General features: G+C 68.3%; 15 protein-coding genes. 6 read left to right on the forward strand and 9 right to left on the reverse strand.

Features of this window, described 5'->3' with window-relative positions:
* Positions 1-41 precede the first annotated feature (41 nt).
* A complete protein-coding gene (locus BM288_RS07620) occupies positions 42-491 on the forward strand; it encodes a YbhB/YbcL family Raf kinase inhibitor-like protein (RefSeq protein WP_092917434.1) in 450 nt (149 codons plus the stop codon).
* Between the two features lie 83 nt (positions 492-574).
* On the opposite strand, the gene BM288_RS07625 is transcribed toward BM288_RS07620, so the two are convergent.
* From BM288_RS07625 to BM288_RS07660, 8 genes are read right to left on the reverse strand one after another with little or no spacing between them, the layout of a single operon-like run.
* Positions 575-1,429, reverse strand: coding sequence for an L-ribulose-5-phosphate 3-epimerase (locus tag BM288_RS07625; protein WP_092917436.1), 855 nt, complete (start codon positions 1,427-1,429; stop codon positions 575-577).
* The gene (locus BM288_RS07630; protein WP_092917438.1) at positions 1,429-2,091 is read right to left on the reverse strand and encodes an L-ribulose-5-phosphate 4-epimerase; all 663 of its coding nucleotides are present in this window, start codon (positions 2,089-2,091) and stop codon (positions 1,429-1,431) included. Before BM288_RS07630 ends, BM288_RS07625 begins: the two co-directional genes overlap by 1 nt.
* A 9-nt stretch (positions 2,092-2,100) precedes the next feature.
* On the reverse strand, positions 2,101-3,096 hold the full coding sequence (locus tag BM288_RS07635; RefSeq protein ID WP_092917440.1) for a transketolase family protein: 996 nt from the start codon (positions 3,094-3,096) through the stop codon (positions 2,101-2,103).
* The gene (locus tag BM288_RS07640; RefSeq protein ID WP_092917442.1) at positions 3,093-4,025 is read right to left on the reverse strand and encodes a transketolase; all 933 of its coding nucleotides are present in this window, start codon (positions 4,023-4,025) and stop codon (positions 3,093-3,095) included. Before BM288_RS07640 ends, BM288_RS07635 begins: the two co-directional genes overlap by 4 nt.
* A 19-nt stretch (positions 4,026-4,044) precedes the next feature.
* Positions 4,045-5,004: a sugar kinase gene (locus tag BM288_RS07645; protein WP_092917444.1), complete on the reverse strand. Its 960-nt coding sequence runs from the start codon at positions 5,002-5,004 to the stop codon at positions 4,045-4,047.
* Positions 5,001-5,651, reverse strand: coding sequence for an orotidine 5'-phosphate decarboxylase / HUMPS family protein (locus BM288_RS07650; RefSeq protein WP_092917446.1), 651 nt, complete (start codon positions 5,649-5,651; stop codon positions 5,001-5,003). The genes BM288_RS07645 and BM288_RS07650 overlap by 4 nt, the downstream gene beginning before the upstream one ends.
* On the reverse strand, positions 5,648-6,583 hold the full coding sequence (locus BM288_RS07655; protein ID WP_092917448.1) for a phosphotriesterase family protein: 936 nt from the start codon (positions 6,581-6,583) through the stop codon (positions 5,648-5,650). The genes BM288_RS07650 and BM288_RS07655 overlap by 4 nt, the downstream gene beginning before the upstream one ends.
* On the reverse strand, positions 6,583-7,956 hold the full coding sequence (locus BM288_RS07660; RefSeq protein WP_177220297.1) for an MFS transporter: 1,374 nt from the start codon (positions 7,954-7,956) through the stop codon (positions 6,583-6,585). Before BM288_RS07660 ends, BM288_RS07655 begins: the two co-directional genes overlap by 1 nt.
* On the opposite strand from BM288_RS07660, the gene BM288_RS14630 reads away from it, so the two are divergent.
* From BM288_RS14630 to BM288_RS14310, 3 genes are all read left to right on the forward strand, one after another.
* The gene (locus tag BM288_RS14630) at positions 7,922-8,194 is read left to right on the forward strand and encodes a hypothetical protein (RefSeq protein ID WP_318255401.1); all 273 of its coding nucleotides are present in this window, start codon (positions 7,922-7,924) and stop codon (positions 8,192-8,194) included. The two genes, BM288_RS07660 and BM288_RS14630, sit on opposite strands and share 35 nt — an antisense overlap.
* A 22-nt stretch (positions 8,195-8,216) precedes the next feature.
* Positions 8,217-9,227, forward strand: a complete 1,011-nt coding sequence (locus tag BM288_RS07665) for a sugar-binding transcriptional regulator (protein WP_318255402.1) — start codon at positions 8,217-8,219, stop codon at positions 9,225-9,227.
* Positions 9,228-9,305: 78 nt separating this feature from the next.
* Positions 9,306-9,728, forward strand: coding sequence for a ScoMcrA-related endonuclease (locus tag BM288_RS14310; protein ID WP_143103060.1), 423 nt, complete (start codon positions 9,306-9,308; stop codon positions 9,726-9,728).
* Between the two features lie 72 nt (positions 9,729-9,800).
* On the opposite strand, the gene BM288_RS07675 is transcribed toward BM288_RS14310, so the two are convergent.
* Positions 9,801-10,970 carry a TM2 domain-containing protein gene (locus BM288_RS07675; RefSeq protein WP_092917456.1) on the reverse strand — a complete coding sequence of 390 codons (1,170 nt, stop codon included), beginning with the start codon at positions 10,968-10,970 and terminating at the stop codon, positions 9,801-9,803.
* A 142-nt stretch (positions 10,971-11,112) separates the two neighbouring features.
* Between BM288_RS07675 and BM288_RS07680 the strand changes: the two genes are divergently transcribed.
* Both BM288_RS07680 and BM288_RS07685 read left to right on the forward strand, forming a co-directional pair.
* The gene (locus BM288_RS07680) at positions 11,113-12,033 is read left to right on the forward strand and encodes a DUF429 domain-containing protein (protein WP_092917458.1); all 921 of its coding nucleotides are present in this window, start codon (positions 11,113-11,115) and stop codon (positions 12,031-12,033) included.
* A 151-nt stretch (positions 12,034-12,184) separates the two neighbouring features.
* Positions 12,185-13,366 (forward strand): hypothetical protein, encoded by a 1,182-nt coding sequence (locus BM288_RS07685; RefSeq protein ID WP_092917460.1) that lies wholly within the window; start codon positions 12,185-12,187, stop codon positions 13,364-13,366.
* The last annotated feature ends 8 nt before the right edge of the window (positions 13,367-13,374 follow it).

Here is a 13,374-nt window from a genome sequence, read left to right on the forward strand (position 1 = left end):
CGATGCCAGCGTCGAGGGAAGACGACACGAAGGAGCACGCCATGGGTCTGAACATCGCCGACCTCGCGATCACGACCGACGCCTTCGAGGCGAACGGCCGCATTCCCGACCGGTTCACGGTCGACGGCGGCAACGAGCAGCCGAGGCTGTCGGTGCACGGCGTTCCGGCGGATGCGGTGGAGCTCGCCATCGTCGTGCACGACCCCGACGCGCCGCTGCCGCACGGCTACACCCACTGGGCGGTCTACGGGCTGCCGGCGCAGAGCGGCGACGTCGACCCGGGCGCCGGCCGGCAGGCGCGGAACTCGGCGGGCGATGCCGCCTGGATGGGCCCGCAGCCGCCGGTCGGCCACGGCGACCACCGCTACTACTTCTGGGTCTACGCGCTCTCGCGCGCGGTCGACGGGGAGCCCGGTCGCGAGGAGTTCCTCGACGCCTACGCCGACGCGATCATCGAGCAGAACCGCGTGGTCGGCACCTTCTCACGCTGACGCCCGCCAACGAAGTCGCGGACCGATCACGAGCCGGATGTCCGGGCTGTCGGTGCGGATCGTCCCCATGCACCGCGAACCGTCTACGCGGCTGTCGAAGGGGTGGACCGCAGCCAGTCCAGTGCATCCGCCGCCATCGCATGATCGCCGTCGTCGTTCCACATCTCGATCGATGCAGGGCCGCGCCACGCGGCATTGCTGAGCTCGCGAAAGACAGCCGGCCAATCGACGAGGCCGTCGCCGAACGGCACCCGTCGGAACTCGCCCAGCCGCGCATCCTTGAACTGCACGGCGTCTGCGAGCGGCAGCGCTACACGCAGCTCGGCTGCGGCGTCAAGACCGTTCCCCGCGAAGTTGCCGACGTCGGGGTAGAGCCGCACGACGTCACGGTCGATTTCACGGATGAGATCGGTCGCGTCGGTCGCGGAGAGCACGTCGGTGCCGTCCATGTTCTCGATGGCTAGACGGACGCCGCGATGCTCGGCCAGGCGCGCGGCTCGTCGCACGCCCTCGATGTAGCAATCCCGAGCGTGATCGTGGCGAGGTCCCTCGAAGCTGAAGTAGCCGGCGAGCTGCACGCGGTCAGCTCCGAGCCCGGCGGCGAGATCGATGGCTCGGGACGCCAGCTGGTCTGCGATCTCACGAGTCGCGTCGTCAGCGGCGCCCCAGGGGTACGTCCGATGCGCGCTGAGCACGATCGTTCCGATGCGCACGCCGGCGGCGGCGGCGGTCTGGCGCATCCGGTGCTGCTCGGTCGAGCTCCAGTTCAGCCGTGCGAGCTTCTGCGGTGAGTCGTCGACGGACAGTTCGATGAAGCCGTAGCCGGCGGCAGCCGCGGCCGAGCACCGCGCCGCCCAGTCGGCACCGGCGAGCGCCTTCTCGTAGATGCCGAGGGCGGCTGCCGATGCAAGCAGCCGCCCTCCGGTCGATGGGTTCATCACGAGCCGCTCAGGATCGCCTTCTGGCCGTAGCCGTGCAGGTACCAGTCGCGCGAGGCGGCGACCGTCTCGTCGGCCAGCGGTTCTGGCTCCCGCACCTGTCGTGCGAGATGCGCGACCTCCGCGCACTCCTCGACGTACTGGGCAGAGCGCAGCGCTTTGCGCCAGTCGCTACCGATGGTGAAGACGCCGTGCGAGCGGATGAGCACTGCGGTGCCAGCGCCGACGTTCTCGACGATCTCCTTGCCGATCTCCTCCTCGCCGATCACCGCGTAGTTCGACACGGGGATCGGCGCGCCGAACAGGGCGGCGTGCGTGGTCGTCAGCACGGGGATGTCGTCCCCCAGCACCGCGAACACGGTCGCGTAGCGCGAATGCGTGTGCACGACGCCCTGGATGTCGTCCCTGGTGCGGTAGACGTACGCGTGCGAGAGCGTGTCCACCGACGGCTTGAGCGGTCCCTCGACCTGCTGGCCGCTCGCGTCGACGACGCTCATCTGCTCGGGTCGCAGGTCGGCGAAGCTGACGCCGCTGGGCTTGATGACGAACAGGCCGGTCTCCGGGTCGCGCCCGGAGACGTTGCCCGACGTGCCGACCACCAGGCCGGAGGCGGCGAGCTCCTGGTTCGCCTGCCAGATCTCTTCCTTCAATGCTTCGAGCATGAATGCCTCCTAGAGCGCTTCGAGCTGGTCGGCGCCGACCGACACCGAGACATCCAGCTCATCGATGTCGTCGGGGATGTCGACCTGCGCGCTGAGCTGCTCGGCGACGCGCTCGACGATGCGCCGAGCGGTCAGGCCGTGCTTCTCCATCAGGAAGTGTGCGGATGCGCCCTGGCCGAAGGTGTCCTGGATGCCGATCCGCACGAGCGGCACGCCCGCGCCGATCTCGGCCATCCGCTCGGCGACCGCCGAACCCAGTCCGCCGACGACGTTGTGGTTCTCGATCGTGACGACGGCCTTGCCCGCGGCGCGGATCGCCTCGGCGATCGCCGGATCGCTGAACGGCTTGTGCGTGGTCACGTGCCGGTGGGTGACGGAGATGCCGGCGTCCTCGAGCACTTGGCGGGCGCGGATCGCCTCCTCGGTGCAGATGCCGCTCGAGAAGATGGTGACGTCTTCGCCCTCACTGAGGTGGCGCAGCTTGTCGAGCTCCATCGGGGTGTCGAACAGCCGCGGCACGGCGCCGCGCAGCATGCGGATGTAGACCGGGCCGTCGACCGCGTGCGCGACGTCGAGCACCGACTCGATGTCGGCGGCGTCACCGGTCTCCAGCACCGTCATGTTCGGCAGCCCGCGCATGAGGTTGATGTCCTCGATCGCTTGGTGCGTGACGCCGCCGGGGGTCATGATGCCGGGCAGGAAGCCGACGAGCTTCACGGGCAGGTTCGGGTAGGCGACCGACATCGCCACCTGGTCGTACGGCCTGCGCACGAGGAAGACGCTGAAGGTGTGGAGGTAGGGCACGAGGCCTTCGCGTGCCATGCCGCCGGCCCACGAGATCATGTTCTGCTCCGCCATGCCGAGCGAGAAGAAGCGATCCGGGTATGTGCGCTTGAACTCGGCGATCTCGACGCTGCCGGTGAGATCGCCCGAGAGCACGACGGCCTCAGGCTTGTCGGCGGCCCATTCGACGATCGTGCGCGAGTGCACCTGGGTCTCGGTCATCGGGATTCCTCCTGCAGGCGGGCGAGCGCGGCTTCGAACTCGCGACGGTCTTCTTCAGTCTTGGCGCGCACGTAGTGGAGGTGCGGCTTGCGGGCGTTGAGGTAGGGCATGCCCTTGGCGGAGTCGGTATAGAGAAGGACGACGAGCGGCCTGCCGTCCGCCTCCTTCGTCTCGACCGCGTCGACGATCGCCTCGAGGTCGTGGCCATCGACGGTCGCGACGTCCCAGCCGAAGGCTTCGAACCGGGAGTTGATCGGTTCGATGTTCATCACGTCTTTCGTCCAGCCGTCGACCTGCTGGCCGTTGACATCGACGAACATGACGAGTCGATCGAGCTTGTAGAAGGCTGCGGCCTGCACGCCTTCCCAGGTCTGACCCTCTTCCAGCTCGCCGTCGGAGACGAAGACCATGGTGCGGCCGGTGTCGCCCTTCAGGCGGCGCGCGAAGGCGATGCCGCCAGACTGCGAGAGCGCCTGCCCGAACGATCCGGTCGTGAGCTCGAAGCCGGGGGAGTGCTCTGCGCCGATCATCTCGAGCGTCGAGCCGTCGGTGTTGAAGCTCTCGAGCGCACCGTCCTGCAGGCGGCCGACCGACTCGAGCGCCGCGTAGATCGCGACGGCGTAGTGGGCGGGCGAGATGAGGAAGCGGTCGAGGTCAGGGCCGTGCTCACCGTGGAAGCGCCCGCCGGAGGGCGAGGCATCCGCGGCACCGGGCACGCCGGCGAAAGCCGGGGAGTCGAGCGGCTGCTCGAGCGGGGCGAGCTTCAGGATGCGCGTGTAAAGCGCGGCGAGCACATCGGCGGAGGAGAGTGCCTGGCTGAGGTAGCACCCGTCCTTGAGGAGGGTGATCTCGAGGACGCGGGCGCGGATGCGCTGGGCGACTCGATGCGTCTCCACGCGCCAGTCGGCGGCAGTGGTCGTGTCGGTCATGATGATCCTTTCGGGATGGTCAGCGTGTGAGGCTGCGCTCGGGGTCGATGAGCAGCTCATCGAGCTCGGCGCGGGTGGTGATGACCTGCTCGCCTCGCTGCGAGAGGGCGAGTGCGGCCATGACGGCGCCGTAGCGCGCGGAGGTCGCATGGTCGTCGGCGAGCCAACCGTGCAGCGCGCCGGCCGCGAAGCCGTCGCCGGCTCCGAGTCGGTCGACGATCGAGACCGGGACGATGGGCGTGGATGCAACCTGGCCGTCGACCCACGACCAGATTCCGCGATCGGAGTCGGTCAGGTGCACCCAACGGGCACCGGTGCGCTCCCGCATCGCTGCCAGCGCGGATTCAGAATCTGTGGGGGTGCCCCACAGCGTGGTGGCGTCCTCCGTGCGGCAGAACAGGATGTCGGCGCTCGCGACGAGCGGCGCAAGCGCCTCGGCCGCCTGCTCGGGCGCCCAGAGGTTGCGGCGGTAGTTGACGTCGAGGGAGACAGGCACGCCGGCATCCTTCGCGCGGCTCACCGCCTCCGCGAGGATGGCCGCGACGTTCGGTGAGAGCGCCGCCGTCAGGCCGGTGAGGTGCAGCACGCGCGTGTCGAGCAATGCATCCCAGTCGACGGCTTCGGGCTGCATGAGCGCGAAGGCTGTGTCGGCCCGATCGAACGTGACCTGCGTCGGCCGCGGCGGCACCGAGTACTCGACGTAGTAGGTGCCCAACCGTGCGCCGGGGACCCGGCGAACGAGCGAGAGGTCGATGCCGTGCGTGCGAAGCTGGTTCTCGACCCGACGACCGAGCGCCGAGTCGGGCAGCGCGCTGCACCACGACGTCGACCAGCCCAGCGCCGAGAGCCCCGCGAGCACGTTCGCCTCGGTACCCGCGATGCCGATCTCGAACGATTGCGCGCGCTCGAGCCGCTCACCGGCCGGCACGCTCAGGCGGATGCCACCCTCGCCGATCGCTGTCACGTCGAAGCGGGTCATGATGCGACCGCCTGCAGCTCGAGCGCGGCGCGCAGGTCGCGCGCTGCTGCGCCCGGATCGGCAGCCCCGACGATCGCGGAGCCGGCGACCACGGCGTCGAACTGGCCGGTGTCGAACCAGCGCATCTCGCCCGCCGAGATGCCGCCCGCGAGGGTGACGGTCGTCTCGCCCAAGTCGAGCGCGGCGAGCCGATCGAGATGGGCACGGATGTCGTCGTCGTGCTCAGCGTCGAAGCGGCCGGAGCGGTGGGCGATGATCGTGGCGACCCCGGCATCGACCCAGGCCTTCACGTCGTCGTCAGTCCACGCATCCCACAGTTCGACCTCGACCTCGCCGCCCGCCGACTGCGCGGCCTCGAGCGCTCCCTGCACGATGCCCAGCCCGGACTCGCCGACCACGGTCACGCGATCGGCACCCGCATCGAACGCCAACTGCGCGAACTTGCGTCCGGCGCGGGCGATGCGGATGTCGGCGACGATCGGCAGGCCGGGAACAGCATCCTGCAGCGCGGCGATCGAGCCGAGCCCCTGCGAGAGGCACAGCACGGTGCCGGCCTCGACGATGTTGATGCTGGCCGCGGCCGAGGAGGCAGCGGCGACCGCCTCCTCGACCGTGCGGGTGTCGAGTGCGAGCTGGATCTGGGTCATGCCGTCGGCTCCGCCCAGTGGTACTGCTTCGCCGGGTTCTCGTACATGAACTTGTGGATGTGCTCCTCGGTGAAGCCCTCCTCGAGCAGGCGCGGGATGAAGCGCTGCTTGATCCACTGCCAGCCCGGGCCGAAGCCGTAGACGGTGTGGTGCGAGCGACGACCCATGTCGTTGCAGATCATCAGCTGATCCTCGAAGCCGTCCTTGATGAGCTGGCGCAACAGGTCGACGCGGATCGAGTCGGGGTAGTACTTCGCCTTGCCGGGGCCGTCGTAGATCAGCGATGCACCGGTCTCGAGCATCTTGCGGTGGTACCAGAGGTCGGGGTTGCGGTCGACGTGGGCGATCGTCATGCGCGTCAGGTCGAAGCCCTCGGATGCGGCGATCTCGAGCTGCTCGATGCCCATGGTGCCGCCCGTGGTGTGGGTGCTGATGGGCGCACCGGTCTGCTGCGCGGCGTGCACGGCGGCACGGATCACCATGTCCTCGCCGGGCGTGACGTGCAGGTAGGCGGTGCCCACCTTGATCCAGCCGGCCTTCGCGTCGGTGTCGTCCATGCCGACCGTCAGGTCTTTGATGAACTCCTCGGCGATGTTGTCGACACCGCGATCGGTGATGTTCGCCTCCATGCCGTGCTCCTGGCAGATGTAACCGGTGCACGCCATGACGTGCACGCCCGACGCCTTCGACGCGTCCACCATGGCCTGGGGCTTTCGACCCCACGTCTTCGGCGTGGCCTCGACGATGGTGCCGCCGCCGATCTCCTTGTACTCCTTCAGCATCTGCACCCCCTTGTCGAAGTCGTTCAGCAGGTGGTCGTCCTCGTTCTTGCTGCCGTGGCCCTGCGGGTGGGTGAAGATGTGCTCGTGGGCCATCGTGTAGCCCATGTCGGCGATGTCGACATCACCGAGGATGGTGCGGAAGACGGTCATCAGTTGCTCCTATTCGTAGCGGTCTGCTTGGTGGTGCCGCGGCGCTGGATCGCGCCGGACTCTTTCGCCGAGAGGCGGATCATCGACGCGGTGTCGAGATCTTCGATGCTCTTGCCCTTCGTCTCGGGCGCCATCGCGTAGATGACGGCGCCGAGCACGAGCAGGCCGGCCATGATGAGAAAGGCGGGCGCGACCGCTGCTTGCGTCGCGGCAGGGGTGATGAGGTTGCTGCTGCCGGAGACGAGCGCGAGCAGCAGGGGACCGAACACCTTGCCCAGCGCGCCGAGGCCGTAGGCCATGCCGAGACCCGTGGCTCGCACGTTCGAGGGGAACATCTCCGATGTGTAGGTGTTGATCACACCGAACGCACCGTCCCCGAAGAGGAACGCGCCGAGCACGCCCAGGTAGAAGAGGGATGCGCCGAACACGAGGGTGTCGCCGGCCAGCGCGGAGGTGACGACGAACGCGCCACCGATGAGCGCGGAGAGGATCATGATCGGCTTGCGGCCGATGATGTCGGCCATGGTCGAGGAGAAGAGCCGGCCGATGAGCGACGCCAGGCTCACGAGCACGAACATCTGCGCGGCCTGCGCGGGGGTGATCGCGAGCAGCTGCGTCAGCAGGGTCGGCCCCCATGCCTGCACCGACGCGGATGCGGTGATGAAGCAGAACGAGCCGAGGGTCGCGATGATGAGGGCCCGACGGTGGTTGCGCCACACCTCGCCGAAGCCGGCCCGCTCGTCGCGGAAGGCGTCGGCCGGAGGCATCTGCACGTCGGCGGGGTCCATGTTGCGGTACCAGGCGACGTTTGCCCGTGCCTCCTCCATGCGCCCCTGCTGAATGAGCCAGCGCGGGGACTCTCGCACGATCATGCGGATCGGGAAGACGAGCAGCACCGGAATCAGTCCGAGCAGCAGCAGGCCGCGCCAGCCGAGCGTCTCGCCCCAGAGCGCGGAAGCCTGCGCACCCATGAACAGGCCGACCGGGATGAAGACCACGGTGAGACCCGCCAGGCGGGCGCGGATCTTGGTGGGCACGAACTCCGAGATCAGCGGGATGTCGACCACCGGCAGGCCGCCGACGCCGAAGCCGACGACCACGCGAAGCAGTGCGAGCAGCAGCCATGCGCCTTCTGGCACCGCGGCGCAGAGGCCGGTCGCGACCGAGAAGGTGACGACGGTCCAGAGGAACGTGGGCTTTCGGCCGATGCGGTCGGCCACGCGGCCCCAGAAGAGTGCGCCGAGCGTGGTGCCGAGACCGGCGGCCAGCAGGATGATCGCGCTCTCGCCGAAGGTGAGGCCCCAAGGCTCGGCGATGATCGACAGGATGAAGCCGACGATGAAGAAGTCGAAGAACTCGACGGTGTTGCTCACGACGGCCGCTCCGACGAGCGCCCTCTGGCGCTTTGTCAACGGACGCTGTTCGATCGCTGGGATCGAGGTCGATCCCGCGGTGCTCAGTGCTGGCATGCTCAGCTCTCCTTTGAGTGAGGAAGGTCTCCCGATCACCATCGACCGGATCGGAACTGCCGCGACGCTATGGCCGACCGTGCACGTGCTGCGATTGCGGTGTGAGCATCCGCTCTTGGCGGTCGCTCGGCTCAGTCCCTAGTGTTCCTTACATGGAGCGACATGTGAGCGACGAACTGGATCGCCGATTGAGCATCCGCTCACGGCTGACGGCGTCGCTCTGGGCGGAGGATCCTGAGCGGGACCGCGGCATGCGCCTGTTGGAGGTCGCTCGTCAGTACTACGAGCACGGGATGGGTCAGGCTGAGATCGCGCAGGCCACGGGTATGTCGAGGCCCACGGTCGGACGCATGCTCAAGGAAGCGCGCGAGGTCGGCATCGTCCGCATCCAGGTGGCGCACCCGTTCGAGCGCAGCGTCGAACTCGAGCGCAACATCCAGTCGCGCTACGGCGTGCAGCATGTGCGGGCATCGACGCAGGCGCCCCAGGAGAGCGGGTTCGATGCGGTCGCTCGCGAATGCTCGGCGCTGCTGGACGACCTCCTCGCCTCGGGGATGAGGATCGGGCTCACGAACGGTCGCGTGCACTCGCGTCTGCCGCATGCGCTCGACGGGCTGCGGCACCGCAGCGTCGAAGTCGTGCAGATGTCTGGCCGGGCGACGCAGGGCACGCGCATCCTCGATGGTGCTGAGCTCATCCAGCAGGTGGCCGACCGACTCGGCGGCACGGCTGTGACCATGTCCGCTCCGCTGCTTGCCCCCAGCGCCGAGGCGGCACGCGACCTTCGCGCGACACCGCAGGTTCGAGACGCTCTCGAGCGAGCGGCTCAGGTCGACGTTGCGCTCATCGGCATCGGTGCGGGCTTCCGGCATCCGGCATCGGTGTTCAGCGGTGCGCTGACGGCTGACGTGGTGCGTCGGCTGCATAGCCATGGAGCGGTGGGTCACGTCGTCGGCCGCTTCATGGATGCGTCGGGTGAGGAGATCCGCAGCCTGCTCGAAGATCGGGTCATCGGCACGCCTCTCGAAGAGCTTCGACGCATCCCGTTGGTCGTGGCTTTGGCAGCGGGACCTGAGAAGGCGCCCGCGATCGCGGCGGCGCTGCGCGCTGGCCTGGTCGACGTGCTCGTCGTCGACGTCATCGCGGCGCAGGAGCTTGCGCACCTGCCCGAATGACGACATCAATCGGCACAGCCTGGGCGTCACCTCTTGCTGCGACTAGCCCCTGCGTGATCCGATCGGTACGGCCGACCTATGAGGCCCTATGACGAGCTCACGTCGCGAGACGCCGTCGACGAGGCCATCGCCGAGTTCGATCACGTGGGACGCCATACCTTCCTCGAAAGGTATGGCCTCGGTGAGGCTCGGGAGTACTTCCTCGTAGAGGAGGATCGGCACTACGATTCGAAGGCGATATTCGCGGCCGCCTACGAGAAGCAACATGGCGTGCCACCAAGCGAGTTCACCGGCGGCAAGCAGGGTGCCGCCGCCCGACTCACCGAACTCGGATATGCGATTACAGGTATCTCTTCGAACGAGGTAAAGGCCCCGACAGGTAGTTCCTGGGTCTCACGCGCAGCTCCTCCGAGGGCTGACCTTCGCCAACAGCGGCAACCGGCCGCGTGTACGCCGTGCGGGATGCTGGTGCCGGCGACTGGTGTGTGTGACAACTGCTGATCCCGGCGCACGTCGGCGGACGGAGAGCGGGAGCCGAACGCAGTCGCGCTCGGCGCCCGCCGCTGACGCGGCCTACTGCACCGCGATCGTCCACCCGCCATCAGCCATGACCGTCACGACCGACGGCCCCGCACCGATCGGCACCGTGCCCGAGTACGCGCCGATGTCGTTGACAAGCAGCCCCATCGTGAGGAAGTCGTCGCTGTGCTGCTGCACGATGAAGTTGGCGGCGCCGTCGTGCGTGATCGCGGCCGCTCCAGCGTCGCCGCCGTAGAGGAAGACGCCATCGCCGCTGCCTGAGGCGGCCAGCTCGGGCGCGCTCGCGACCGGAGCGATCGTCAGCTCCCAAGCACCGTCGGCAGTCACCTGCAGGCGCACGCCCTCCCCGAAGGCGCTGACGCCGTAGACGGCCGTGCCGCTGTACGCGCCGATCGTGTTCACCAGCAGGTCGCCGGTGGAACCGTTGCTCGCGTCGAGCACCTGCACGATGAAGTTCGCCGACCCGTTGTGCGAGGCGGTGACGATGCCTGCGCCCGCCGGCAGCTCGACGATCGAGTCGCCCGAACCCTGCCGCGTCACCGGCTCGAACGTGCCGTAGGTGTCCGCCGCCCACGAGGCAGCGTCGTCCGCCGGTTCCTCGACAGGCGCCGCGGGCTCGTCGACAGGCTCTTCCGCAGGCGCCTCCGCCGCGGGCTCGTCCTCTACCTCGGCAGCAGGCTCGGCTGCCGGCTGTGACACCTCGGGCACCGCGGCGGGCTCGCGGTTGCCTGCGGTCGCACCGTTCACGGCCCCGATGAGCACGCCGAGCAGCACCCAGGCACCGGTGACGATCCACGCCAGCTTCTTGTGCTGGTCGTAGCCCTCGAGCGGCCGCCCGAGCTTGTCGGTCTGCTTCCCCACGAGCGTGATGATCAGGTCGACGAGCGCCCAGATGCCGAGGCCGCCGAACGTGAGCAGCTTCACGATGCCCGTGCCGACCTTCCCGAGGTAGAAGCGGTCGACGCCGAGCACGCCGAGCAGCATGGCGAACAGCCACGTCGCGACGAAGCTCTTCAGCGGCGCCTGCTGTTCGCTGAAGTTGGGGGCGGATGCGTGCCCGGGCGCGGGCGCGAAGCCCACGTTGGGTGCGGTGCCGGCTGCGGGCGCGTAGCCCGGCGCGGCGTACTGCGGAGCAGACTCCTGCGGCGCTGCGCCGCCAGCCTGTGCGGGGCCGAAGCCCTGCGAGGGGGTGGTGTGGGACATGGAGGTCTCTCTTGACAGGGTGAACCCACCGGCCTGGGGGTCGGGGAGAGGGGGCCGATCCGCTGGGGGCGTCTCGACCTATGGCGAACCTATGCGGAACCGCTGACACGAGCCGCCGCCGCACGATCCGTAGGGTGAAGCCATGACCGCGACCTCAGTCCACATCGGGATCGACCTGGCGTGGGGCCCGAAGAACCGCACCGGCCTCGCGGCGGTGTCGTCTGAGGGCAGGCTCCTCGCTTCGGGCAGTGCGCTCAGTGACGACGAGATCCTCGGCTGGATCTCCGGCCATGCGGATGCGTTGGGCGTCGTCGCGATCGACGCGCCGTTGGTCGTCACCAACGCGAGCGGTCGCCGGCGCTGTGAGTCACTCATCCAGGAGCACTTCGGCCGCTACGACGCGTACGCCCACTCGACCAACCTCGGCAAGCCCGAGTTCAACCCACCGCGCGGCGCAGTGCTGGCCGGGCGTCTGGGCCTGCCGCTCGATCCGGACGGTCCGCGCTCGGGCGTCGCGATCGAGGTGTACCCGCATCCCGCGATGGTGGGCCTGTGGGAGCTCGACCTGATCCTGAAGTACAAGCACAAGACGAAGTACCCCTTCGACTTCCGCAAGCGCGAGTTCGGCCGGCTGCTCGACTTGCTCGACCGCGATCCCGCGCTGCGCGTGACCGAGCTACCACGCTGGGGCGAGTTGTGCTCCATCGCCGCGGCGGCGACCAAGCACGGCGACCTGAACCGCATCGAAGATGAGGTCGACGGCATCGTCTGCGCGTGGCTGGCGTGGTTGTGGGCGACGTCGGATGCGCGCCTGCAGGTCTACGGGGACGTCGCATCGGGCTACATCGTCGCCCCGCCGGCGCCGACCCATCTGCCCCGAGCGCGCGACTTGCGAATCGCCCCCACCCGCGCTGTTCGAATCGTTGGCAACGCGGCACCGGCGGCATCCGTCGTAGCGTCACCGGCGTTCGCGCTCGACGGCCCGTCGCGGCGTTGGTCGCTGTCGGTCGATGAGGCACGTGTGCTCGAGCGCACTCTGCTTGAGCTGCGTGACACCGACTGAAGCGATCGGACACGGCCAGCGCACGCTGGATCGGGTTTCGGAGCTGTCAGAGTGTGGCGAGTGCCTGCGTGACACGTCTACGTCGCAATCCTGGGGTACGTTCGATTCGGCCGGCTCCGCCGGATCGAATGCCGATGGAGCGAGATGGCCTATGAACATCGAAAAGCGTGACGTGCCCGCAGGGCCAATCGAGATGAGTGAACTCCCGGCGGAGCCGATCGAGGTCGACGACCCGGGCCTGGCTGAAGCGCTCTGGGAGATGACCGAGGAGCAGCGCCAGGAGGCAGAGGAATTCGCCGCCGCATTCCTCGTAAAGGTCCTGCGGCTCAGGGGCGTGCAGGTAGACCGGGCGCACTTCCTCAAGTCCGAACTTCACAAGCGGGGCGTGTCGGGCAGCGTCATCGAGCGGGCACTTGCTGAGAATCCGGCAGCCGCCGGCGTGACGCCATCGATGCTCGACGAGATGGCACTTGGCGCGATCGAATTCGAGACGCGAAAGTCGACGTTCTTGTCGTTCGCCGCGGGTATTCCCGGTGGCCTTGCGATGCTCGTATCGGTGCCTGGCGACATCACGCAGTTCTACATCCATGCATTCCGCATCATGCAGAAGGTCGCCTACATCTACGGATGGCAGTCGTTCCTCGAGGACACCGACGAGATCGATGACGAGACGCTCGGCATGCTGGCTACGTTCCTCGGCGTGATGATGGGTGTCGGTGGAGCATCCGCCTCGCTCACGGCTTTCGCCGCCAATGTCGCTCGCCCCGCGGTGCAGCGCCAGATCGCTGGCGTCGCGCTGACAAAGACCGCGTGGTACGGGCCGATGAAGCAGGTGCTCCGCCTCATCGGTGTGCAGGTGACGAAGGACAGCTTCGCGAAGGCCGCGAGCAAGGTCGTGCCGGTGATCGGCGGTGTTGTCTCGGGCGCGATGACGTACGTGATGCTCGGCGTGCAATCACGACGCCTCGTGGAGCACCTGCGAGAACTTCCCCCGCCCGGCGTAGACGCGGAAGAGTACCTGCGCATGGTGCGCGAGGCCGGTGCAGCCGCCGAAGTTGCGCAGCATGGTGGCGGGGTGGCTGCTGCGCGGGAGCGCGCGCTCGGCGCGGCTTCAGATGCGGCGGACTTCTTCCGACCCGTCGACCTGGACGGCGACGGAGTCGCCGACGAGGCGAGGGCGCTGACCGCCATCAAGGACGCCGGCGGCGCCGCCAAGGCGGCGGCCACCGCGGCTTCCGATCGTTTCGGTGCGCTATTCCGCCGGAGGCGGGACGACGATGCCGACGCCAGCGCATTGACATCCGCGCACAAGGACATTGACGAGGAGCGGTAGGACTCGCG

The sequence above is a fragment of the Agrococcus baldri genome, from assembly GCA_900114805.1.
GTDB lineage: Bacteria > Actinomycetota > Actinomycetes > Actinomycetales > Microbacteriaceae > Agrococcus > Agrococcus baldri.